18 protein-coding genes, 1 tRNA gene and 2 rRNA genes (1 of these 21 only partly in view) are annotated in these 21,078 nt (G+C 61.1%); 9 read left to right on the top strand and 12 right to left on the bottom strand.

Features of this window, described 5'->3' with window-relative positions:
- The first annotated feature begins 62 nt into the window (after positions 1–62).
- Positions 63–503, top strand: a complete 441-nt coding sequence (locus ACSMDR_RS11780) for a DUF2214 family protein (RefSeq protein ID WP_005897506.1) — start codon at positions 63–65, stop codon at positions 501–503.
- Positions 504–605: 102 nt separating this feature from the next.
- The gene (locus tag ACSMDR_RS11775) at positions 606–1,505 is read left to right on the top strand and encodes a DMT family transporter (RefSeq protein WP_436468364.1); all 900 of its coding nucleotides are present in this window, start codon (positions 606–608) and stop codon (positions 1,503–1,505) included.
- A 199-nt stretch (positions 1,506–1,704) separates the two neighbouring features.
- On the opposite strand, the gene ACSMDR_RS11770 is transcribed toward ACSMDR_RS11775, so the two are convergent.
- The gene (locus tag ACSMDR_RS11770) at positions 1,705–2,580 is read right to left on the bottom strand and encodes an AraC family transcriptional regulator (RefSeq protein WP_436468363.1); all 876 of its coding nucleotides are present in this window, start codon (positions 2,578–2,580) and stop codon (positions 1,705–1,707) included.
- The gene (locus ACSMDR_RS11765; RefSeq protein WP_005897514.1) at positions 2,577–3,068 is read right to left on the bottom strand and encodes a GNAT family N-acetyltransferase; all 492 of its coding nucleotides are present in this window, start codon (positions 3,066–3,068) and stop codon (positions 2,577–2,579) included. The genes ACSMDR_RS11770 and ACSMDR_RS11765 overlap by 4 nt, the downstream gene beginning before the upstream one ends.
- 163 nt (positions 3,069–3,231) lie before the next feature.
- On the opposite strand from ACSMDR_RS11765, the gene ACSMDR_RS11760 reads away from it, so the two are divergent.
- On the top strand, positions 3,232–4,677 hold the full coding sequence (locus ACSMDR_RS11760) for a catalase (protein WP_436468362.1): 1,446 nt from the start codon (positions 3,232–3,234) through the stop codon (positions 4,675–4,677).
- Positions 4,678–5,044: 367 nt separating this feature from the next.
- On the opposite strand, the gene ACSMDR_RS11755 is transcribed toward ACSMDR_RS11760, so the two are convergent.
- Positions 5,045–5,359: a DUF1496 domain-containing protein gene (locus ACSMDR_RS11755; RefSeq protein WP_436468361.1), complete on the bottom strand. Its 315-nt coding sequence runs from the start codon at positions 5,357–5,359 to the stop codon at positions 5,045–5,047.
- 211 nt (positions 5,360–5,570) lie between these two features.
- On the opposite strand from ACSMDR_RS11755, the gene ACSMDR_RS11750 reads away from it, so the two are divergent.
- Positions 5,571–6,521, top strand: a complete 951-nt coding sequence (locus ACSMDR_RS11750) for a hypothetical protein (protein WP_436468360.1) — start codon at positions 5,571–5,573, stop codon at positions 6,519–6,521.
- A 70-nt stretch (positions 6,522–6,591) separates the two neighbouring features.
- Complete coding sequence (locus tag ACSMDR_RS11745) at positions 6,592–7,374, top strand: substrate-binding periplasmic protein (RefSeq protein WP_436468359.1); 783 nt, start codon at positions 6,592–6,594, stop codon at positions 7,372–7,374.
- A gap of 63 nt (positions 7,375–7,437) precedes the next feature.
- Here ACSMDR_RS11745 and ACSMDR_RS11740 read toward each other — a convergent pair whose 3' ends face one another.
- Positions 7,438–7,818, bottom strand: coding sequence for a hypothetical protein (locus tag ACSMDR_RS11740; protein WP_005897529.1), 381 nt, complete (start codon positions 7,816–7,818; stop codon positions 7,438–7,440).
- Between the two features lie 184 nt (positions 7,819–8,002).
- Here ACSMDR_RS11740 and ACSMDR_RS11735 point away from each other — a divergent pair, with 184 nt between their 5' ends.
- The 3 genes from ACSMDR_RS11735 (at position 8,003) to dhaR (ending at position 12,514) form a co-directional block, all read left to right on the top strand.
- Entirely contained in the window at positions 8,003–9,391 is a 1,389-nt protein-coding gene (locus ACSMDR_RS11735; protein ID WP_436468358.1) for a bifunctional NUDIX hydrolase/phosphatase PAP2 family protein, read from the top strand.
- Positions 9,381–10,466 carry an AI-2E family transporter YdiK gene (gene ydiK / locus ACSMDR_RS11730; protein WP_436468357.1) on the top strand — a complete coding sequence of 362 codons (1,086 nt, stop codon included), beginning with the start codon at positions 9,381–9,383 and terminating at the stop codon, positions 10,464–10,466. The genes ACSMDR_RS11735 and ydiK overlap by 11 nt, the downstream gene beginning before the upstream one ends.
- Positions 10,467–10,648: 182 nt before the next feature.
- Positions 10,649–12,514: a dihydroxyacetone kinase operon transcriptional regulator DhaR gene (dhaR, locus tag ACSMDR_RS11725; protein WP_436469312.1), complete on the top strand. Its 1,866-nt coding sequence runs from the start codon at positions 10,649–10,651 to the stop codon at positions 12,512–12,514.
- Positions 12,515–12,622: 108 nt separating this feature from the next.
- On the opposite strand, the gene ACSMDR_RS11720 is transcribed toward dhaR, so the two are convergent.
- The 5 genes from ACSMDR_RS11720 to ACSMDR_RS11700 all read right to left on the bottom strand — a co-directional run bounded on the left by ACSMDR_RS11720 (position 12,623) and on the right by ACSMDR_RS11700 (position 17,865).
- On the bottom strand, positions 12,623–13,708 hold the full coding sequence (locus ACSMDR_RS11720) for a glycerol dehydrogenase (RefSeq protein WP_436468356.1): 1,086 nt from the start codon (positions 13,706–13,708) through the stop codon (positions 12,623–12,625).
- 136 nt (positions 13,709–13,844) lie between these two features.
- Positions 13,845–14,561, bottom strand: a complete 717-nt coding sequence (gene dhaM, locus ACSMDR_RS11715) for a dihydroxyacetone kinase phosphoryl donor subunit DhaM (protein ID WP_436468355.1) — start codon at positions 14,559–14,561, stop codon at positions 13,845–13,847.
- 1 nt (position 14,562) lies between these two features.
- The gene (gene dhaL / locus ACSMDR_RS11710; protein ID WP_436468354.1) at positions 14,563–15,192 is read right to left on the bottom strand and encodes a dihydroxyacetone kinase subunit DhaL; all 630 of its coding nucleotides are present in this window, start codon (positions 15,190–15,192) and stop codon (positions 14,563–14,565) included.
- 15 nt (positions 15,193–15,207) lie between these two features.
- On the bottom strand, positions 15,208–16,278 hold the full coding sequence (dhaK, locus tag ACSMDR_RS11705; protein ID WP_436468353.1) for a dihydroxyacetone kinase subunit DhaK: 1,071 nt from the start codon (positions 16,276–16,278) through the stop codon (positions 15,208–15,210).
- A 228-nt stretch (positions 16,279–16,506) separates the two neighbouring features.
- Positions 16,507–17,865, bottom strand: a complete 1,359-nt coding sequence (locus ACSMDR_RS11700; protein WP_436468352.1) for an NCS2 family permease — start codon at positions 17,863–17,865, stop codon at positions 16,507–16,509.
- A 202-nt stretch (positions 17,866–18,067) separates the two neighbouring features.
- Here ACSMDR_RS11700 and ACSMDR_RS11695 point away from each other — a divergent pair, with 202 nt between their 5' ends.
- Positions 18,068–18,400 carry a cupin domain-containing protein gene (locus ACSMDR_RS11695; protein WP_436468351.1) on the top strand — a complete coding sequence of 111 codons (333 nt, stop codon included), beginning with the start codon at positions 18,068–18,070 and terminating at the stop codon, positions 18,398–18,400.
- A gap of 259 nt (positions 18,401–18,659) precedes the next feature.
- Here ACSMDR_RS11695 and ACSMDR_RS11690 read toward each other — a convergent pair.
- From ACSMDR_RS11690 to ACSMDR_RS11680, 3 genes are all read right to left on the bottom strand, one after another.
- Positions 18,660–18,736, bottom strand: a tRNA-Asp gene (locus ACSMDR_RS11690).
- A gap of 97 nt (positions 18,737–18,833) precedes the next feature.
- Positions 18,834–18,948, bottom strand: a 5S ribosomal RNA gene (rrf, locus tag ACSMDR_RS11685).
- 124 nt (positions 18,949–19,072) lie between these two features.
- Positions 19,073–21,078: ribosomal RNA gene (locus tag ACSMDR_RS11680) — 23S ribosomal RNA — on the bottom strand; it runs 884 nt beyond the window's last position.

The raw sequence follows: 21,078 nt of genomic DNA, 5'->3' as shown, positions 1-21,078 counted from the left end.
AGTCCGTCGCGACTGCGTCCAAAGGAAGAAAAGATGCTCACTGACCCACAACCAACGTTGCCATGCTGACCCACGACAACTGGATCACGATTCATTTTTGCGCCCTGATACTGCTCACCGGCGCCCTCACCTCTGAGTACTTTCTGTTCAGGCGCGGCATGTCCATCGAGCAGGTGCGCAAGTTGCTGATCGCCGATGGTCTGGCGGCGCTGGCCCTGTTGCTGCTGTTTGTCAGCGGCTTGATGCAACTCTACGCAGATCCTCAGGGACCGACAGAACTGCTGCAATTGCCAAGTTACCGGCTCAAGCTGGCACTCTTCATGCTGATGGCGCTGAGCTTCGGCTATCCGAGTCGCCTCTTCTATCGCTGGCGGCAATCCCTGCGCCGAGGCAGGGCTCCCATGGTGTCGACTCAACAGCAGCTGTGGGTGATCTGGATATTGCGCATCGACCTGCTGCTGCTGATGCTGATCCCGCTGCTGGCCCACACCTCCAGCTCCTGAACCCGTCGCAGAAGGATCGTCTGAGCCCGACCAAGACAAACACCATGGCAGTCGGTATGGTGATGAAGGAACTTCAACTTTTTGATTTCAGGGATGAAACCTATGCGTTCTAACATGATGTTGCTGATGGCTGCCGCCATCTGGGGGTTGGGCTTTGTCGCCCAGCGTCTGGGGATGGATCACATGGGGCCTTACACCTTCAATGGCCTGCGCTTTCTGCTCGGAGCCCTCTCTCTCCTGCCCCTGCTCTGGTGGCTCAAATCCCGCCAGCCGCTCCAACAGAACGGTGAAGACAACCCGCGCCTGCTGCTGATCGGCGGCAGCCTGGCAGGCGTCGTGCTGTTTTGTGCCGCCTCCCTGCAACAGGTGGGGCTGCTCTACACCACGGCCGCCAAGGCGGGTTTCATCACGGGTCTCTACATCATACTGGTGCCGGTGATCGGTCTGCTGCTGCACCACAAGACGGGGGCCAACACCTGGGTAGGTGCCCTGATCGCCGTGGTCGGGCTCTATGTGTTGAGCGTGACCGAGGATTTCACCATCGGCTATGGCGATCTGCTGCAAGTGATCGGCGCCCTGTTCTGGGCTATCCACCTGCTGGTGCTGGATCACTACTCCAACCGGGTCGCCCCTATCCGCCTGGCCGGGGTGCAATTCGTGGTGTGCGGGCTGCTCAGCCTGGGCACAGCGTTCGCCATCGAGACGCCGACCCTGGACGGCGCCATCGCTGGCTGGCAAGCCTTGCTCTATGCCGGTCTGGTGTCGGTCGGGGTGGGTTATACCTTGCAAGTCGTGGGGCAACGGGGCGCCCATCCGGCCCACGCCGCCATCATCCTCAGCCTGGAAACGGTGTTCGCCGCCATTGGTGGTGTGCTGCTGCTCGGCGAGATCCTCGACGAACGCGCCGTCATCGGCTGCGTGCTGATGCTGACCGGCATGCTTCTCTCCCAGGTAAGACTGCGCTGGTGGTGGAAGTCCCGCCGCAACAAGCTGCCCGGCTAACCTTGAGTGAGCCCCTCCTATTATTTGGCGGCGCCCTGATGCTGCCCACCCATAGGCTGCTATCCCAGACAAGACTGTGCTGGTGGGGGACCTTCCGCAAGGATCGCCTGTCAGAACAGGATTGACCACCCTCGCGAGCCGCCCATGAAAAGAGGAGCCGATATGGCTCCTCTTTTCCTTTCGTCCTGTACCTGCCCCATCAATCCTGAACGCTGGAGCAGAAGCTGACATCGTCACGCAGGGGGTCATTGCTCGTGCTGTGATAAAGCTCGAAGCAGGGGCCATCGCCAAACGCCAGCCCCGCCGCCACCAGATCGCCGATGTGCTCCTGCCACAGCGGTCCGTACTGGCTGCGATCCGTGATGACGTAGCGGGACTGGGCATAACGCCCGGCGGGGATAAGCTGGATCTCCACCTCCCCCGACCCGATCGTCCCCACCGGTGCCGTCACGCCGATGTCGGTGCGACATAACTCGGGCGCCGTGACTTCCGGGTTGTCATGGTAGATAAAGACCCACTCGGCCTCTGCCAGTCCTCGCGCCGAGGCCCATTGATAAAGGCGCTGGCAGACCGGATCATAACCCTCGCCATAGGGGCCGGTGACGCGGATATAGGCCAGGGTTCGGCCACTCATCTGCTCGGTTTTCATCCTGAAACTCCTCTCGTTTGACACCTCTTCATCCTGACCGGGGAGCGGGGAAGATGCGTGTCCATCCTTGCGGTCCCCGTGTCCATTCTTGCTCTCTTGCAACCTGTGGGGATAACGGCGCAACTCCCCGGGCGTCATGGCAAACTGCTTGCGAAAGGCCTTGGCGAAGGCCTGGGAGCTGGCAAAACCGGCCCCCAGAGCGATGCTGGTGACAGGGTCGCTGCCATAGCGCAGCGCCACGGCGGCCCGTTCCAGCCGCAACCTGCGTTGCATCTCCCCCGGGGACTCCCCCGTGACGGCGGTAAAGGCCCGGTGAAAATGGTAGCAGGAGAGGCAGGCCAGGGCCGCCACCTCGGTCAGGCTCAGTTCGGGGTTTTGCTCCAGGGCCCGGATGGCGGGTCTGAGCCTGACCTTGTAGTCGATCATGGCAGCCGTACTCGCCCCATATGCAGGGCATCGACGAAAAGCCCCTGACGAAATGCATAGGCCGGTGAGCAGCCTTCTTGCTCGAAACCGAATTTACGATACAAGGCGATGGCGGCGGCATTGTCGCTGTAGACGGTCAGTTCGAGGCGCTGCAGATTAAGCCAGTTATCCGCCAGGTCGACGGCCGCGCCCAGCAGGGCCGACCCCACCCCGCGCCCGGTCCAATCATCGCGTACCCCCATGCCGATTCCCCCCACATGGCGGCGCCTTGGATTGGGCTCGAGCCAGAGCCCAAGATCCCCGACCAGCAAGCCATCCACGATAGCGACCAAGCCATGGCCGGCGCGCTCGCTGAGCCGCTTCTGCCACATGGCCAGGGTGGGATAGGGCAGTTGCAGCGTCCCTCCTTGAGCGCCGGGCATGGCATAGAGGTCGCGCAGGGCCTGGGCATCGCTTGTTTCCGCCTGACGGATCTGGATCTCATACATGGTTTTACTCCTCCCTGATGAGCCCCCATCTTGCCGAAAAACGGCGTCGGTTGCATCCACCATCATGGTCATTTGCAATGCCTATCAAAGGGTTATAAAAGACCGATTAGCCGCAGTCCGGCGCGTCCCCTAGATTGAGCCCATCATCACAAGGAGATAGCCCATGACCGACAAGACTCTGCACAGCGCCAACGGCGCCCCCGTCGTCGATAACAACAACAGTATGACCGCCGGCCCGCGCGGCCCCGTATTGATGCAAGATATCTGGTTGATGGAGAAACTCGCCCACTTCGACCGCGAGCGCATTCCCGAGCGGGTAGTGCACGCCAAGGGCTCCGGCGCCTATGGCACCTTCACCGTCACCCACGACATCAGCCAATTCAGCAAGGCCGACCTGTTCAACGCCGTCGGCAAGCAGACCCCGGTCTTCCTGCGCTTCTCCACCGTCGCCGGTGAGAAGGGCGCCGCCGATGCCGAACGGGACGTGCGCGGCTTCGCCCTCAAGTTCTATACCGAGCAGGGCAACTGGGATCTGGTGGGCAACAACACCCCGGTCTTCTTCATCCGCGATCCGCTGAAATTCCCCGACTTCATCCATACCCAGAAGCGGGATCCGCGCACCAACCTGCGCAGCGCCACCGCCGCCTGGGACTTCTGGTCACGCCATCCGGAATCCCTGCACCAGGTCACCATCTTGTTCAGCGACCGCGGCATTCCCAAGAGCCTGCGCGAGATGAACGGCTACGGCAGCCACACCTTCAGCTTCATCAATGACGCGGGCGAGCGGCACTGGGTCAAGTTCCACTTCAAGAGCGAGCAGGGCCACAGCTTCTACACCGATGAAGAGGCGGCCAATGTCGTCGGTCAAGATAGAGAGACCAGCCAGGCGGATCTGTTCAATGCCATCGAGCGGGGCGACTTCCCGCGCTGGAAGGTCTATGTGCAGGTGATGCCGGAGGCCGAGGCACAGACCTACGAGATCCACCCGTTCGACCTCACCAAGGTGTGGCCCCACAGTGACTACCCCTTGATCCCGGTCGGCATGCTGGAACTGAACCAGAACCCGGACAATTACTTCGCCCACGTGGAGCAGGCCGCGTTCACCCCGGCCAACGTGGTGCCCGGCATCGGTTTTTCGCCGGATCGCATGTTGCAGGGACGGCTCTTCTCCTATGGTGATGCCCAGCGCTACCGCCTTGGCGTCAACCACGGTCTGCTGCCGGTCAACGCCCCGCGCTGTCCGTTCAGCGGCGCCCATCGCGACGGCGCCATGCGCAGCGACAGCAATGGCGGCGCCAGCCCCAACTATCAGCCGAACCGCTTTGGCACTCAGCAGCCGAGCGAGCGGCACGAACCGGCCTTGAGTCTGGAAGGGGCTGCCCTGCACTACGATTTTCGTGACCATGACAGCGATTACTACAGCCAGCCGGGGGATCTCTTCCGCCTGATGGACGAAGGGCAGCGCGCGCGCCTCGCCGCCAACCTGGCGCGCTCCCTCATCAACGTGGAGGATGACGCCATCGTCGTCGCCCAGCTCAAGCACTTCGAGCAGGCCGACCCCGAGTACGCCAAGCGGGTGGAGCTGGCACTGGCTGCCCTGCAGCGCTAAGCCGCCATGCACCATGGCATGGCATGGCATGCACCATAGCAACGGGGCCTGCTGGCCCCGTTTCAAGCAATGCCCCCAGACAGGCTGGTCAGCCATGCTGGCCCGCCGCGTATCCCCGGGCGGAATGCATAAAAAACGGGAACCCTGGGGTTCCCGTTTCTCATCAATCGGTCTCAATCCCGAACGGACCGCGCTTCGCGCTCTTCCCGTTCCCTGACCAACAGGCGTTTGTACCACCAACTATTGCGACGACGTTGAATATTTGAGGAGCGACGAGCCATAGTCTTGGGTCCCATGCCAATTGTGAGCGAGGGCGCATTATGCGATAGCCATCCGGTCTCTGTCTTTAACTGGATCAAGAAAAGCCTCAGCGGGGAGTCTGAATGCGCTCAATCTGCGCACCGGGCTGCGCCTCGTCACTCGGCTCCTGCGGCAGAGGCCGCCAGGCCAGCGGGCCGTTACTCTCCTGGCTGTTGATGGGGCCGCAGACCAGGCAGGATCCCCCCTGCTGGATGCGGGCACCGAGGGAATATCGCTGATCCGCGAACCAGCAGATCCGCTCTGTCGTGATGCCCAGCGGCAGCAACAGATCCGTGCCCGCCCGGGTTGAATGACGAGCTGGCTCGGCCACCGCCACAGTACTCAGGCCCCACAGGGCCAGCATGATGCCGACTGATTTCATAACGACTCCTTGGTTACCCCTTGCAGACGACCAGAGCGGGGGAAAACTTGATTAATAAGTCGCGGGCCAACTGGCATTCCGGAACCAATATGGTAGCCTGCGAGCGCCGCGCCGCCCTGTACAGGAAGTGGCCGCCACAACTCCTGGAAACCTGGCCCTCACTGGGCCGAGATTACCTTAATTATCAAATCGTTATTTGGATTCTCTCCCAATGCGTATTATGACCTTTCTCAAGGCCGCTTGCCTGAGCCTGATGTTATCCGCCTGTGTCGCCCCCCTGCTGATGATGGGTCCCTCCAGCCAGCTGATGTGGGCCCTGCTCAAACCCCTGGTTGGCTTCGATCCCAATGAGGTCAATCTGTTCGAACAGCCTCTCATCAAGGACAGGATGACGGCCCTGCTCGGTCCCAACTACGACACCACCGTCGCCCTGCTCAAGACCGCTGGCGAGCTGCAACAGGAGGGGCCGCTCTTCTATGTGGTATCCCGCTATACCCCGGTGCCTGACATGGCCCAGAAAGCCGGTCTGGTCTGGAACTCGGACACCAACCAGATGGCGGTCAAGCTGCTCAAGGGAGATGTGGTCGAGGTATTTGGCGAACAGCTGGGGCAGGTGACCCCGAGCTGGCCAAGCGAGATGGATGGCTGGCAACATGCCAGCACGGATGCCCTCAAAGAAGCCATGACCGGCTCCGCCAGTACGGTGCTCAATGGTGCCGTGCAGGGTGCGAGCAAATCGGTGACAGAGACCGCCAACAAGGCCGTCAGCGATCAGACCAAAGCAGTCACCGACAGCGCCAGCAAGGCGCTCAGCGATCAGACCAAAGCGGCCACCGACAGCGCCAGCAAGGCGCTCAGCGCTCCGACCAAAGCGGCCACCGACAGCGCCAGCAAGGCGCTCAGCGCTCAGACCAAAGCGGCCACCGACAGCGCCAGCAAGGCGGTCAGCGCTCAGACCAAAGCGGCCACCGACAGCGCCAGCAAGGCGCTCAGCGCTCCGACCAAAGCGGCCACCGACAGCGCCAGCAAGGCAGTCAGCGCTCAGGCAAAAGCGACCACCGACAGCGCCAGCAAGGCGGTCAGCAATGCAGTGCCGACTCAGGACCCTCAGGCAGCCGCCCGCGCAGCGGCCGAAGCCGAACTGGAAGAGCTGTTGAAATGATTCGCTCTGGCGCTCACCGCCAGAGCATCACTCCCGGGCCTACACTCTTGGACAAGGAACTGATACCGGGATGATGCTCATGGTGCGACTGTTTGTCTCGCTTGGATTGCTGGCCGCCCTGGTCAGTACGCCAGCAACGGCGCTGACCTACTACTCCGAGCAGAATCTGCCCTTCAATGGTGTCGATGAACAAGGACACAGTAGCGGCTTCAGCGTCGAGTTATTGCGCCTGATGTGGCAGGAGTTGGGGCAAGACGAGGCCCAAATCCAGTTCCTGCCATGGTCCCAAGCCTGGTATCTGCTGACCCAGCAGCCCGATGCCGTACTGCTCACCACGGCTCGCACCTTACCCCGTGCGCACCATCTGCAATGGGTCTGCCCCATCAGCCGGTCCCGCATAGTGCTGATGGCCAGGGCCGATCACCTGCCCCAGATCCGCCACAGGGCCGATCTGCTCACGCTCAAGATAGGGGCCATGCAGGCCGATGTGGGCGAACAGTTACTGCTCAATCGTGGTATGCCGCCGACTCAGTTGATGACGGTGCCGCGCATGGATCTGGTCGTACGCCAGTTGCTGCTGTCTCGCACCGATCTGGTCGCCGGCAACGAAACCATGCTGCGCTACCAGATCCGCCAGCTTGGCTATCCCGCCCAGCAGTTCGTCACAGTGGCGGTTCTGGCCGAGCAGGATAACTGCTTCGCCTTCAATCCCGCCGTGGATCCGGCCGAGGTGGCACTGTTGCAGCAGGCCCTCGACAAGGTGCGTCAGGGCCCGGCTTTTCAGGCCTTGCAGACCCGCTACAAAGAGATGCTGAACCAGACCGCCGATGACGCCCTGCCAAACATAGAGTGAGGCAATCATACGCAATGACGAAGAGGCCACCCTGGGGTGGCCTCTTCGTTGCACCGACACCGGTTATTTGTAGAGGTTGTCCTGCTCGTTATCCTTGCCGACCGCAGATTCGCTGTGCTCGATGGCGGTACGGATAAGATCCACCCCGGCGCGGATGATCAGCACCCCCATGTTGACCAGCTTGACGCAGACCCACATGAAGGTGATGAGCAGTATCAGCTTGAGCACCGTCTGGAATGCCTCCAGGAAGTTCTGCTCCAGCTGACCCGTCAGCCCGTTGGCACTGCTCATCAGCCAGGTGTAGACCTCGCGCACGAAGGGGATACGACTCGGCATCTCTAACACATCCAGCGCCGCTGGCAGGGCCTGGCAGATGACGATACTGCCGAACAGTACCAAGATGACGCCGAGACCGATGCCGAGATAGAAGCCGAACTGTTTCATAGGAGATCCCAAGGGTTGCTGCATGGAGAGTGAGGATAGCTGCCAATAGTAGGCACAGCCGCGCGCCAGAGCAATCTCGGTGGGAGAAACCACCCGCATTCAACGCTGGTTACGCAACGGAAATCGTTGCCCAAGTCACTGATTTCTGTGACGCTTATCCTACTGCCCCTGGAAATGGACTCCTATGCTCAGATACGCTTGCTGCCTGCTACTCACCCTGCTCCTCGCCGCGCCGCTTTGGGCCGATCAATCCAAGCCACGGGGCGCCGTGTGCGTCATCAAGCAGCAGGATAGAGTGTTGTTGGTGCAAGACAGAGTCTCGTCCCGCTACGGCCTCACTGGTGGCTATATCGATGCCGGTGAGACCCCGGTCCAGACGGCCCTGCGCGAGTTGTTCGAGGAGACCGGTCTCGAGGGACGGATCATCGCCTCCCTCGGTCGCTGGCAGTCGGCAGAACTCTTTGCCTGCCAGACCCTGACCCCCATAGTGGCGCAGCTAGGCACGGGGGCGGTCTCCCTGCTGCATGCCCCCAATAAAGATGGAGAGGTGCTCAGTGCGCTGCTGGTGCCCCCCAGTGCCCTGCCCCATGTGCTGAGGCGTTTCCCGGATCAACTCGACTGGCTGCTCCCCCGTCTCGCCCAGATCCCCGATAGCGAGGTGCGTTGGCAGACCGACTTCAGTGCTGAAGCCAATGCGCTGCACCGTCAGGAGCTGCCGCTGATCCGCCAGCTGCAAACGGCTCTGGGCCCACACAATCTCTGGCTCCAACTTGCCAATCTGAGCGGTTCGGCCCCCTTCCTGCTGTTACTGGTGCCTCTGTTGCTGCCCCTGCTCGGCTGGCACAGAGTCTTGCAGTTGCTGTTTGCCATGCTGTGGCTAAGCCTGCTGGTGCAGCTCACCAAAATAGGCATTGGCTGGCCACGCCCCTTCAACTTTCAGCCTGAACTCGCCCTGCGCGCCGTATCCGGCTTCGGTATGCCGAGCGGCCACTCCGCCACGGCCATGCTCGGTTGGGGGCTACTGCTGCGCTGGGCCTGGCCCAAACACCGCTGGCTGGCATGGGGGCTGAGCCTGCTGCTGGCGAGCGCCACCGGTCTGGCCCGCGTCTGGCTCGGAGTGCATTTTATCTCGGACGTGGCGGTCGGTCTGCTGCTCGGTCTCTGCCTGCTGCTGCTGCGCCCCTGGCTGCTGCCTATGGCACAGCGCCAGCTGCCCTGGCTACTCCTCGCCAGCCTGGCCGGTGTCGCTGCCGCCGCACTGCAATCCCCTCCCCTCGCCGCCATCGGCATCGTCAGTCTGACGCTGCTGCTTGGCAGCAGGATCCCGGTCAACCGGGCATGCCGCCGCCCCTGGCTCACCGGCTTTGTCGCCCTGGCCGGTTGCCTGCTGCTGGGGCTGCTCAGCGCCAGTCTGCCGTTATTGATCACCAGTTCCCTGTTGATCCTGAGCGGGCAAGGGATACTCTATGGACTCTTGGGACTCTGGTTGAGCCATGGCCTCTGGTGGCTTATCTCCCTCACCGACGACCACAATCGGGGTTCAACCCCACGCAAGGAACACAATGATTATTAAGAAACCGGATCTGGCCAAGCTCACCCTGGGAGTCTTGTTTCTCAGCATCTTGCTCGCGTCCTGCTTCCTGGTGCTGCGCCCCTTCCTACCTGCGCTGGTGTGGGCCACCATGATCACCATCGCCACCTGGCCGCTGATGCTGATGATGCAGCGTCTGCTGTGGGGGAAACGGGCCCTGGCGGCTTTCGTCATGACCCTGGTGCTGCTGCTGATCTTCGTGATCCCGCTGTTCATGACCCTGGCCAATGTGGCCGAGAAGGCGCCCGTGCTGATCGATCTGGCGACCACCATCAGCAAGTCACCGCCACCCGAGCTGCTCTGGCTCAAGCAGATACCACTCGCGGGGGAGAAGCTCTTTGAGCTGTGGCAGCAGATCCTGGCCAGTGGTGGTCAGGTGTTGTTCACCAAATTGACCCCCTATTTCGGCCAGACGGCCCGCTGGCTCGCCTCTCAAGCCGGGAATCTGGGACTCTTGTTTGTCCACTTTCTGCTGACCGTGGGGATCTGCGGCCTGCTCTACCACTCGGGTGAGACTGTCGCACTTGGCATACGCCGCTTCGCCCATCGTCTGGCCGGTGAGCGGGGAGATAACGCCACTGTGCTCGCCTCCCAGGCGATCCGCGCCGTCGCCATGGGGGTGGTGGTGACCGCCCTGGTGCAATCCTCAGTCGCCGGGCTCGGCCTGCTCATCGCCGGCATCCCCTACACCATGGTCCTGGTAGTGGTCATGTTCCTGCTGATCGTGGCCCAGATAGGCCCCTTCCCGGTGCTGTTGGCCTGCATCGGCTATCTCTACTGGAGCGGTGATACCACCTGGGGCACCTTCTTGCTGGTCTGGTCACTGTTTGCAGGAACCCTGGACAACTTCCTGCGCCCCTTCCTCATCAAGCGCGGTGCCGACTTGCCGCTGATCCTGATCCTGGTCGGTGTCATCGGCGGCCTGCTGGCGATGGGGATCATCGGCCTGTTCATCGGCCCTGTGGTGCTGGCGGTGGGTTACACCCTGCTCGATGCCTGGATCAAGGAAGGGGATCAGGAGGAGTCCAAAGCCCCCTCCTCCGTCAAGATGGAGTGAGCCAGCTACAGCTCGATCGCAAATCGCACCGCCCCCCGTGGGCGGTGCGATTTTTGTGGGCCCGGGGTGGATCACCAGCCTCTGAGGCAGGTCACTGAATTGGCGGGGCAGCCGTGGTTAAATGGACAGCCTCCATCTTGCCGGATATCGATGTGACTCTGCCATCCGACCGCACTTCGCTCATGGCCTGGCCTGATTATCTGCAGGCCTCCTGGCGGCGCTGTGCCCATCAGACCAGTACCCGCCTCTGGCATCCGCCCCATAGCGCCAAGGGACAGACCCTGCATAGCCTGCAGCAACGCAAGCGAGACCTGCTGACCACAGGGGAGATGGCCCTCGAAGATCTCTACGAATTCATGGAAGGGCGTCCCTGCGCCCTGTTGCTGACCGATGAGAGCGGTTGCCTGCTGGCCCAGACCGGGCACACCGAGACCCAAGCAGAGCTGGCCCTCCTCGGCTTTGGCCCCGGTGCCTTCTTCAGCGAGGGACGCATCGGCAGCAATGCCATCAATCTGGCGGCACTGGAGGGGGTACCGCTCTGCGTCAGCGGCCCGCAGCACTTCAACCAGACCCTCCACCCCTGGCACTGCTGCGCCAGCCCCGTCTACAACAGCCATGGTCGTCAGGTCGCCATAGTGGCGCTGGCCTGCAAGGTGGAGGACGCGACCGTCGGGGATCTGGCCCTCACCGTCAGTGCCGGGCGCGAGCTCGCCAACCTGCTGCAGATGGAGACCCTGATGCAGGAGTCCCAGCGCCACCTGAGCGAGCTCTACGCCTTGCTCGATGGCATGGATGACGGCGTGCTGGCCTGGGATCCCCAGGGCAAGCTGCGCTATCTCAACGCGCTGGCGGCCCAGCGGTTACGACTCGATCCCGCTCTTTGCCTGGGCCACCCTCTGGAGCAACATCTGCAATTGCCCCAGCGACTGCGTCTCGCCATTGAGCAGCAGACGCCCCTCAGCCATCAGGCTCTCACCCTGGAACAGGGCGGAGACTTCATCCATCTCCTGATCAGCCTCAAGCCGTTGCCAGGGCCGGACGGGGTCAGTTTCATCGCCCTGTTGCACCCGCTGGACCGGCTCAGGGCCCTCGGCCAGTTACGGCAGACGGGGCAGGATCTCGCCACCCTGACCGGGGCGTCCAGCGCCATGGCCAAGCTGCTGCGCTCGGCCCACCAGGCAGCCTCCAGTCAGGGGGCCATATTGATCCGTGGCGAGGAGGAGGTGGGCAAGGCCAGGCTGGCGGAGGCGATCCATTTCGCCAGCGAGCGAGCATCCGCCCCCCTCGTCAGCCTCAACTGCCAGGCACTGCCAAGCGAGCGCATGGCGCTGGAGCTGATGGGCTCTGACGAGGCGGGGCAGGAGCGGGCCGGCAAGTTCGAGCTGGCCCATGGCGGCACCCTGGTGCTGGAGCAGGTGGAATATCTGGCCGCCCCCATGCAGGCGGCGCTCTTGCAGTTGCTCAAGACCGGCCGGATCCAGCGCTTCGATTCGGCGCGCCTCCTGCCACTGCGAGTCAGGATAGTGGCGACCAGCAGCGCCGACCTGGAACAGAGGGTGCAAGAGGGGCGGTTCGGCCGCCAGCTGCTCTATGCCTTGCAGGGTTGCGAGCTTTGGGTTCCTAGCCTGCGCGAGCGCATCGCCGACCTGCCCACCCTCATTGCCCAACAACTTCAGGCTCAGGGCCGGGAACCCGCCCCTCGCTTCAGTCGCGCGGCCCTGGATTGCCTGCTGGCTTACTCCTGGCCCGGCAATCTCGGGGAGCTGCGCAGTGCCCTTGCCCACGCGCTGCTCCATTGTGATGAGGGGGTCATCCCGCCAGAGGCACTTCCCGCCGCCATTTCACAGGGCCACAGATTGCTGGCCGACGAAGTCGTGGGCCAGCCGCTGCTCACCCTGGCGGAGCTGGAGCGCCAGGCCATACTGCGCTGCGCCCACGCCTGCAAGGGGCAGGTCAGCCAGATGGCCCAGCATCTGGGCATCAGCCGCACCACCCTCTGGCGACGGCTCAAGCTCATTGGTATCGACCCCGCCGATTACCACGGCTGACGGCGACCCGGGTTCTGATCCGCCCCGATAAAAACCTGCCCAGTATGAAACAACAAGGCCCCGCAGTTGCGGGGCCTCTTCATATGACAAGGTAACGAGTGGGCGCGGTTATGACAGCCCCAGTTGGTGGGCGGTGACGATGGCCGCCAGCACATCCTCGGCGGTGACCTTGAACGGCATGTTGTGGATGGTCTCCCCCTCGGCGGTAGAGGCTTTGGCCACCTCCAGCAGGCGCGCCATGTCCAGCGCCTTGACCCCCATCATATGCAGGTTGGTGGGCAGGCCAATCGAGCGGCAGAAGGCCAGCACGGTGTCGATCTCCGCCATGGGCGCGTTCTCCAGCACCAGCTGCACCAGGGTACCGAACGCCACTTTCTCACCGTGGTAGAGGTGGTGACACTCATCAAGCTGGGTCAGGCCGTTGTGGATGGCGTGGGCGGCGGCCAGGCCGCTGCTCTCGAAGCCGATGCCGCTCAGGTAGGTGTTGGCCTCGATGATGTTCTCCACCGCCTTGGTGCAAAGCCCCTGCTCCACCGCCAGCTTGGCCTTGTAGCCATCGGCCAGCAGAGTCTGGTAGCAGAGCTCGGCGATGGCTTGGGCCGCCAGGGTCGGAGCACCGCCGGCCATGGTCTTGCCGCCGGAGACCTTGTTGGCGCGCGCCTCGAAATAGGTGGAGAGCGCATCCCCCATGCCGGAGACCAGCAGTCGCACCGGGGCACGGGAGACGACACCGGTATCCATGATGACCATGTTGGGGTTGGTCGGGATCATCAGGTATTCGCTGAACTGCCCCTCCGGGGTGTAGATGACCGCCAGCGCACTGGTTGGCGCATCGGTGGAGGCGATGGTGGGGACTATGACGACCGGCACTTTCAGGTAGAAGGCGACCGACTTGGCGGTATCGAGCGTCTTGCCGCCACCGATGCCGATGATGACGTCAAACGGCGTCTGGTTGCAGCGAGCCAGCAGCCGGTCTATCTCGGGACGTGAACACTCGCCGTTGAAGCAGTCGAACTCGGGCTTGATCTCCACGCAGTGGAAGCTGCTGGCCACTGTGTCGCCAACCAGCTTGGTGACAAAATCGTCGGCCAGGATCAGCGGCTTGGTGCCGAGCGCCTTGACGTAGCTGCCGATGTTGGCGAGGGCCCCGTTGCCTTGCACGTATTTGCTGGGGCTGATGATGATGCGGTCCATTGTTATCCCTCTCTCTTGTTCTTTAAGAATCGGGGCGAAGGGGGCGGCCATACCGAGGAGCCCTTCGTCTTGAGCGGCGCGGCACTGGTACACAGAGCCAATGCAGCGCCTTGCAGTAGGGGGGGGCGAGCGACGCTCAGTCGCCGAAGCGCTCATCCGCCAGCCGTTGGAAGCAGATCAGGGCCCCGTCGGCCTCTTCTCCACGCGCAAGCAGGGTGAGTCTGTCTCCCTGGCGCACGTTGAGCATGGTTAGCCGGGTCAGGCTGCGGGGATTGGCCTCTTTCTCCCCTTTTTGCAGCCTGAGTTCGGCGGCAAAGGGCTTGAGGGCAGCTACCAGTCGGGCTGCGGGGCGCACATGCAGACCGTGGGGGTTATCCACCACCACCTCGCAGCGCAGCCAGCCGTCGTCGGCAACGGGGGCTGTCTCGGTGGAAGCTTGCGCCGCGCTGGCAGGCAGCATCGCCTGTTTCGGGCCCAGCGCGCCGAGTGCCTCGGCGGCTACCTCGTCCAGTGTCAGGCCGGAACCGGCCGCCACCACGGCGGCCAGGGTGCCCTCGACCAGCGGGGCCGGGCAGAGCCGCACCCTCGCGCTCAGCTCCGGGGGCAGCAGTTCGAGGGCGGTTTCGGCGCTCAGCAAGGCGCTGCCAAGATCCATCAGCACCAGCACGCCGCTGCCGTCGTCCGCGTTTTCTATCGCACTCATCACGGCGATGGCATCTGTGCCTATGGGGTGGTCGGGGTCATCGACCCCTGCCGCCAGCAGCAGGCGGGCCGGGCTGCCCAGCTGGTCGGCCAGCGCTTTCAAGCCGGCCGCCAGCTGGGCGCTGTGAGAGACAACTACGATTCCGATCATGTCACAACCTCGCTCTGTCACGCAGGGCGGTCAGCAGCAGCAGGGTCGAGGTGGCCCCGGCATCCTGATGGCCTATGCTGCGCTCGCCAAGATAGCTGGCGCGCCCTTTGCGGGCCTGCATCTGGATGGTGGCCTCGGTACCAGCTGCGGCAGCTGCCACCGCCTTGTCCAACGCATCGTTGAGTGACAGCTCTTGCTGCTGCGCCTGTTGCAGGGCGGCCAGCGCGGGCCACCAGGCGTCGCACATTGTCTTGTCACCGGGTTCGGCGCGGCCCCGGGAGACGACCCCCTCCACCCCATCGGCCAGCATCTTGCCAAGCTGGCTCAGAGTCAGGCTCTGACAGGCGTCAGTACTGACCGCCGCCCGGATGAAGAAGGTGCCGTAAAGCGGGCCGCTGGCGCCACCGACCGAGGAGAGCAAGGTCATGCCGGTGGTTTTCAGCACCTGGCCTATGTCCTTGTCCGCCACCGCAGGCAGCTTCTCGGCCACCTTGGCAAAGCCGCGCTGCATGTTGAGACCATGGTCGCCATCACCGATGTCGGTATCCAGCGCCGTGAGGTAGTCGCGCTCCCGGGTAAACAGCGGCTCGCAATCGAGCAGCCAGTTGACGATTTGATGTTTGCTTAGCATGAGAGTAAGGGATCCTTAGCAGCCGCGACGCAGGGCGGGGGTGTGAACGGGGGCATCCCACAGGGTCATCAGTTCATCATCCACCTTGAGCAGGGTGATGGAGATGCCGGTCATGTCGAGGGCCGTGCAGTAGGGGCCTATCAGGTTGCGTACCAGATGGATGCCAGCCTCCTCGCACAGACTGGCCAGTCGGCCATAGACGCCATACAACTCGGAGAGGGGGGTGCCGCCCAGACTGTTGACTAGGGCGATGACACGATCGCCCTTGTTGAGGGGCTCGATGAAGGTGTGCTCTTCCTGCCAGCTGCCGGAGGCTCTGTCCCAGTGACGCAGGGTGCGGCCATAGGGGGTGTTGTCCGCCAGCTCGCTGAACATGTCACCCACCAGAGTATCGAGATCGGTGAAGGGGCGGCGCGCTATGCCGGGTTCGCCGTGAATGCCCACCCCGAACTCCATCTCGTTGTCCGCCAGGGTGAAGGAGGGCTTGCCGGCGGCAGGCACGGTACAGGCGTGCATGGCGACGCCTATGGTACGACTCTGATTGTTGATGCGATGGGCCAGCGCCTCGCAACGGGCCAGGTCATAGCCGGCTTCGGCGGCGGCCCCCACCAGTTTTTCACCCAGCACTGTGGTAGCGACACCGCGTCGGCCAGCGGTATAGAGACTGTCTTTGACCGCCACGTCATCATCAATGAGGGCAAACCCCACCTCGATGCCATCTGAGTGCAGCAACTCTACCGCCGTCTCGAAGTTGAGCACATCGCCGGTGTAGTTCTTCACCAGAAACAACACCCCCGCCCCGCCATTGACGGCCTGGCCACATTCGTACATCTGATCCGGGGTCGGGGAGGTGAAGATCTCACCGGGACAGGCACCATCCAGCATCCCCATCCCCACCAGACCACCATGCATGGGCTCATGACCACTGCCACCGCCGGAGACCAGCGCCACCTTGCCCTGCACCGGGGAATCTGCACGGGTGATGTAGTGCGGTTCGATGCGGACCTTGAGCTCGGGGTGGGCGGCAGCCATTCCCATCAGTTGTTCACGGACCACGGCATCGACGGCATTGATCAGTTTCTTCATGGCTCACTCCTTGGCATGCCACCCCATGGGTGGACAAATGGTTGATGGAGCCAGTCTAGCGGGATAACGCGGGATAGAAATGACGGCCTGTTCGGTTCGGATTTGAAACAGGAAAAGGGAGGGTACGTTTCAATCTGAAACGTGAGATACCGAAAGGAGCCCGAATTGTTAACCTCCTCACACCGACAAAAAAGGGCTCCCGCAGGAGCCCTTCTCGATAGCAGGGGATCAGATTGCCCAGCCACCGGCATAGAAGACGACCAGCGCCACGGCAATGATGACAGTGCCGATGTTCAACTTCTTCCATTCACCGGCAAACAGCCGACCCACCACCAGAGCCACAAAGCCCAGCATGATGCCGGTGACTATGTTGCAGGTCAGCACGATAAAGACGGCGCACAGCATGCCCGCCAAGGCATCGACCGAATCGCTGAAATCGAGCTTGGTCACGTTGCCCAGCATCAGCAGGCCGACATACATCAGTGCTGGCGCAGTGGCATAAGCCGGTACCAGATAGCTCAGCGGGGAGAGGAAGATCATCAGCAGGAACAGCACGCCAACCAGTGCAGCCGTCAGACCTGTCTTGCCACCGGCCGCAGTGCCTGCCGCGGACTCGATGTAGACGGCGGCAGGGGCACCACCGACCACACCGGCTACCATGCTGCTGACCGAATCTGCAGTCAGTGCCTTGCCGCCGTTGATGATATGACCTCGCTCGTTGATAAGCCCCGCCTGACCCGCTACGGCACGTATGGTTCCGGTCGCATCGAACACAGCCGTCATCACCAACGCCAGTACGGTCGGGATCACAACCGGGTTCAAGGCACCCAGCAGATCCAGGCTGCCTACCAAGGATCCATGCTCACCGGTCAGACTGGGCATGGCGAAGAAGCCCTGCCAGGTTACCGCGGGATCAAAAATAAGTCCCAGCACGGAGATGGCGACTATCACCATCAGTATGCCGCCCGGTACCTTGCGGCGCTCCAGACCGAAGATGGCTGACAGGCCCAGAATGGTCATGATGACGGGAAAGGCAGTGAACTCGCCGAGCTGTACGGGCAGACCGGCGCCTTCATTCTTGATCACCATGCCGACGCTGTTGGTAGCGATCAGCAGCAGGAAAAGACCAATGCCGATACCTGTGCCGTGGGCGATACCGGACGGCAGATTGGCCAAGATCCACTGACGAACACCAGTGACACTGATCAGGGTAAAGAGCACCCCCATCAGGAAGATGGCACCCAGCGCGACAGGAATGCTCAAGCCCTGACCCAGTACCAGACTGAAGGCAGTGAAGGCGGTGAGGGAGATAGCACAACCAATTGCCATCGGCAGGCGCGCCCAGATCCCCATCAGCAAGGAGCCAAACGCCGCGATCAGGCAAGTCGCCACGAAGACGGGGCCTTGATCAAAACCGGCAGCACCCAGCATATTGGGCACCACTATGACGCTGTACACCATGGCGAGGAAGGTGGTCATTCCGGCCAACAGCTCCTGGCGCACACTGCTACCACGTTCGGAGATGGAGAAGTAGGAGTCGAGAAATCCGCTCTTGCCGGTGCGGGCCGTCATTTCTTGCGTTGCCATAACTCATCCTGAAAAGTGTGAAGGAAATCGTTTGCGTAGATGGCGCGCAAAATAGCAAGAATTTAGCGAAATTGCAGCGTGTAAGGCCGTATTTCCCCGATTTTTTCGATTTAGAGTCTCATTGAGGGCCATATTTGATGAATCACCCAGCGTCGTCAGCTTCTACACTTCGAGAGAACCCACCTCAGCCGGAGACAAGCCCATGCACACAGGAAACCTGCTTGCTCACATTCCCTCTCCCCTGCCCACAGAGTTGTTCAGCGACTTGGTCAGTACCAATCACTTCCGGATCGAGCGCATTCTCTCCCAGGGGCAACACACCCCGACCGGTGAATGGTTCGATCAGGATGAGCACGAATGGGTGCTAGTGGTGCAAGGTGAGGCTATCTTGTTGTTTCTCGAGCCGGAAGCCGGGGCCCAGGAGCGTGTCCATCTAGGACCGGGAGACTACATCAATATTCCAGCCCACTGTCAGCATAGGGTTGAGTGGACCCACCCCAGCGAAACTACTGTCTGGCTCTGCATCTATTACTGAGCTACCCGGGCTGGTAGAGAAGGCGGCAGGGGGAGCATTCGATAATTGGCTAAATGGCCATTCAATTAAAAAGTAACATGATGGTTCGCCCCTTGAGTCAGGCCGAGAAGATAGGGTTGTTTGACTCACAGAAAGGAAAGAGAAAGGGACTGACTGGCTTATCGCAGAGTATGTAGAACTGCCCTGATACTGCCCATCGTGGCTTATGAGCGCAAAAAGCAAAAAGGCCTTCCCGAATGGGAAGGCCTTCTCTATTTAGTGGCGGAGCGGACGGGACTCGAACCCGCGACCCCCGGCGTGACAGGCCGGTATTCTAACCAACTGAACTACCGCTCCGCAATTTGGCTAGCGCTATGCTAAATCTTCTGCCGTTTCATCGAGGTGTCATCCTCTCGGCCAATGATGTGAACGACACATCATTGTCTAATTAGGAGCCTGGCAGTGTCCTACTCTCGCATGGCGAATGCCACACTACCATCGGCGCTACCGCGTTTCACTTCTGAGTTCGGCATGGGATCAGGTGGGTCCACGGCGCTATGGCCGCCAGGCAAAAACTTCAATCTCGGAAAGCTGACGTGAATAACGACTTCGCTAGTTGCTTGTCACTATCACTGAATTTGTAAGTAGTTCATGCACTTGCTACAAGCACCAGAAACACTTCTTGGGTGTTGTATGGTTAAGCCTCACGGGTAATTAGTATGGGTTAGCTCAACACGTCGCCGCGCTTACACACCCCACCTATCAACGTTGTGGTCTCCAACGGCCCTTTAGGACCCTCAAGGGGTCAGGGATGACTCATCTCAGGGCTCGCTTCCCGCTTAGATGCTTTCAGCGGTTATCGATTCCGAACTTAGCTACCGGGCAGTGCCACTGGCGTGACAACCCGAACACCAGAGGTTCGTTCACTCCGGTCCTCTCGTACTAGGAGCAACTCCCTTCAATCATCCAACGCCCACGGCAGATAGGGACCGAACTGTCTCACGACGTTCTGAACCCAGCTCGCGTACCACTTTAAATGGCGAACAGCCATACCCTTGGGACCGACTTCAGCCCCAGGATGTGATGAGCCGACATCGAGGTGCCAAACACCGCCGTCGATATGAACTCTTGGGCGGTATCAGCCTGTTATCCCCGGAGTACCTTTTATCCGTTGAGCGATGGCCCTTCCATTCAGAACCACCGGATCACTATGACCTACTTTCGTACCTGCTCGACCTGTCCGTCTCGCAGTTAAGCTGGCTTATGCCATTGCACTAACCTCCTGATGTCCGACCAGGATTAGCCAACCTTCGTGCTCCTCCGTTACTCTTTGGGAGGAGACCGCCCCAGTCAAACTACCCACCAGGCACTGTCCGCGAGCCCGATTCAGGGCCCTGCGTTAGAACATCAAACATACAAGGGTGGTATTTCAAGGACGGCTCCACGACAACTAGCGTCATCGCTTCAAAGCCTCCCACCTATCCTACACATGTAGGTTCAATGTTCAGTGCCAAGCTGTAGTAAAGGTTCACGGGGTCTTTCCGTCTAGCCGCGGGTACACCGCATCTTCACGGCGAATTCGATTTCACTGAGTCTCGGGTGGAGACAGCATGGCCATGGTTACACCATTCGTGCAGGTCGGAACTTACCCGACAAGGAATTTCGCTACCTTAGGACCGTTATAGTTACGGCCGCCGTTTACCGGGGCTTCGATCAAGAGCTTCGCTTGCGCTAACCCCATCAATTAACCTTCCGGCACCGGGCAGGTGTCACACCCTATACGTCCACTTTCGTGTTTGCAGAGTGCTGTGTTTTTGATAAACAGTCCCAGCCATCTGGTCACTGCGACTCCCAACTGCTCCATCCGCAAGGGATTTCACTGTCAAGAGCGAACCTTCTCCCGAAGTTACGGTTCTATTTTGCCTAGTTCCTTCACCCGAGTTCTCTCAAGCGCCTTGGTATTCTCTACCCGACCACCTGTGTCGGTTTGGGGTACGATGACTTGTAATCTGAAGCTTAGAGGCTTTTCCTGGAAGCATGGCATCAATGGCTTCACCACCGTAGTGGCTTCGTCTCGTGTCTCAGCGTTGCATCTCCGGATTTGCCTAGAGATACCGCCTACGCACTTTCACCAGGACAACCGTCGCCTGGCCCACCTAGCCTTCTCCGTCCCCCCATCGCAATTACAAGTCGTGCAGGAATATTAACCTGCTTCCCATCGATTACGCCTTTCGGCCTCACCTTAGGGGTCGACTCACCCTGCCCCGATTAACGTTGGACAGGAACCCTTGGTCTTCCGGCGAGGAGGCTTTTCACCCCCTTTATCGTTACTTACGTCAGCATTCGCACTTCTGATATCTCCAGCATACCTCTCGATACACCTTCGCAGACTTACAGAACGCTCCCCTACCACTCACACATAAGTGTGAATCCGCGGCTTCGGTGCCTGGTTTGAGCCCCGTTACATCTTCCGCGCAGGCCGACTCGACTAGTGAGCTATTACGCTTTCTTTAAATGATGGCTGCTTCTAAGCCAACATCCTAGCTGTCTGAGCCTTCCCACATCGTTTCCCACTTAACCAGAACTTTGGGACCTTAGCCGGCGGTCTGGGTTGTTTCCCTCTTCACGACGGACGTTAGCACCCGCCGTGTGTCTCCCGGATATTACTTACTGGTATTCGGAGTTTGCATGGAGTTGGT

The sequence above is a fragment of the Aeromonas molluscorum genome (assembly GCF_051376105.1).
GTDB lineage: Bacteria > Pseudomonadota > Gammaproteobacteria > Enterobacterales > Aeromonadaceae > Aeromonas > Aeromonas molluscorum.
The sequence above is the reverse complement of the archived record's forward strand: the minus strand, read 5'-3'. Positions and strand labels throughout refer to the sequence as shown.